Annotated in this window: 2 protein-coding genes; both read left to right on the top strand. The window is 60.6% G+C overall.

The genetic code is table 11. The features are described 5' to 3' along the window. Positions 1-454, top strand: a 454-nt coding sequence (locus tag AvAM_RS20970) for an adenylyl-sulfate kinase (RefSeq protein ID WP_137748894.1), incomplete at its 5' end; no start/stop codon positions are given. After that, complete coding sequence (locus AvAM_RS20965) at positions 451-1,311, top strand: sulfotransferase (RefSeq protein WP_137748893.1); 861 nt, start codon at positions 451-453, stop codon at positions 1,309-1,311. The genes AvAM_RS20970 and AvAM_RS20965, both read left to right, overlap by 4 nt. The last annotated feature ends 25 nt before the right edge of the window (positions 1,312-1,336 follow it).

The following is a 1,336-nucleotide window of genomic DNA, read 5'->3' as shown; positions in this document are numbered from 1 at the left end:
GCGGCTGCGCGGCGAGGCTGCATGTGTGATCGATGGCGATGAACTGCGCATGGGGCTGTGCAAAGACCTGGGGTTTGACGAAGCCAGTCGCGCAGAAAACGTGCGCCGTGCAGCACACCTTGCGCAGATGCTCAACGCCAATGCCATTCACGCCATAGTTGCCATGGTTTCTCCTGCCTCGGCTGCACGTGCCGCAGCGTACTCCGCGATAGGTGCAGACCGGTGCAAGGAAATCCATGTGAGCACGCCCCTAGCTGTATGCGAGCAGCGAGACCCCAAGGGGCTGTATGCCAAGGCGCGGGCCAACCAGTTGGCACAGATGACCGGTATACAGGCGAGCTACGAGGTGCCTGTGGCACCAGCGCTTCGCCTGGACACCAGCGTGATCCATGTGGAGCAGGCCGTGCAGCAGATGCTCAATGGCTGGAGCGCGACAGCAGAACAATTCACATGAACACACCACAAGCATTGCGCTACCACTTCATCACAGGCCTGCCCCGATCGGGCTCCACCTTGCTATCTGCCCTGCTACTGCAGAACCCACGCTTTCACGCAGGCATGACCAGCCCGGTGGGTGGACTGTTTCGCAACATGCTCAACCAACTGGGTGCGGGCAGCGAATTTGGGCCGGTGGTCACCAAAGAGCAACGCAGGCGGCTGTCGCGGGGGCTGTTTGACAGCTACTACGCAGACCAGGTGGGCGAAAAAGAAGTCATCTTTGACACCAACCGCATGTGGAGCGCGCAAATGCCTGCCCTCATGGACCTCTTTCCAGGGGCCAAACTGATTGCCTGCGTGCGCAACGTGGCCTGGGTGATGGACAGCATAGAACGCAGATACCGCGCCAACCCCTACGAGATCACCCGCCTGTTCAGCGACGACACCGAGCGCAACACCGTCTACAGCCGCGTGGAGACCCTGGCCCAGCGCAACCGCATGGTGGGCTACCCCTGGACGGCGCTGAAAGAAGCGTTCTACGGAGAACACGCCGGCTCACTGCTGCTGGTGGACTACGACCTGTTGGCACAGGCGCCGCAGAAAGTGCTGCCCCTGATCTACCAGTTCCTGGGCGAGCCCGAGTACACGCACAACTTTGAGCACGTGAAATACGACGCCCCCGAGTTTGACGAAGCTCTGGGGCTGCACGGCTTGCACCAGGTGCGCCCGCAGGTGGGGCTGCAGCGGCGCGAGAGCATCCTTCCGCCAGACCTGTTCGAGCAATACAGCAAGCTGTCGTTCTGGCAGGACCAGGCCCATAGCAGGGCCAATGTGATCACAGCCAAACCCGCCGCTTCAACAGAGAGCCATTGATTTGCTTCAATATTGATAGCTAATT

The sequence above is a fragment of the Acidovorax sp. NB1 genome, from assembly GCF_005405905.1.
Lineage (GTDB): Bacteria > Pseudomonadota > Gammaproteobacteria > Burkholderiales > Burkholderiaceae_C > Acidovorax.
The sequence above is the reverse complement of the archived record's forward strand: the minus strand, read 5'-3'. Positions and strand labels throughout refer to the sequence as shown.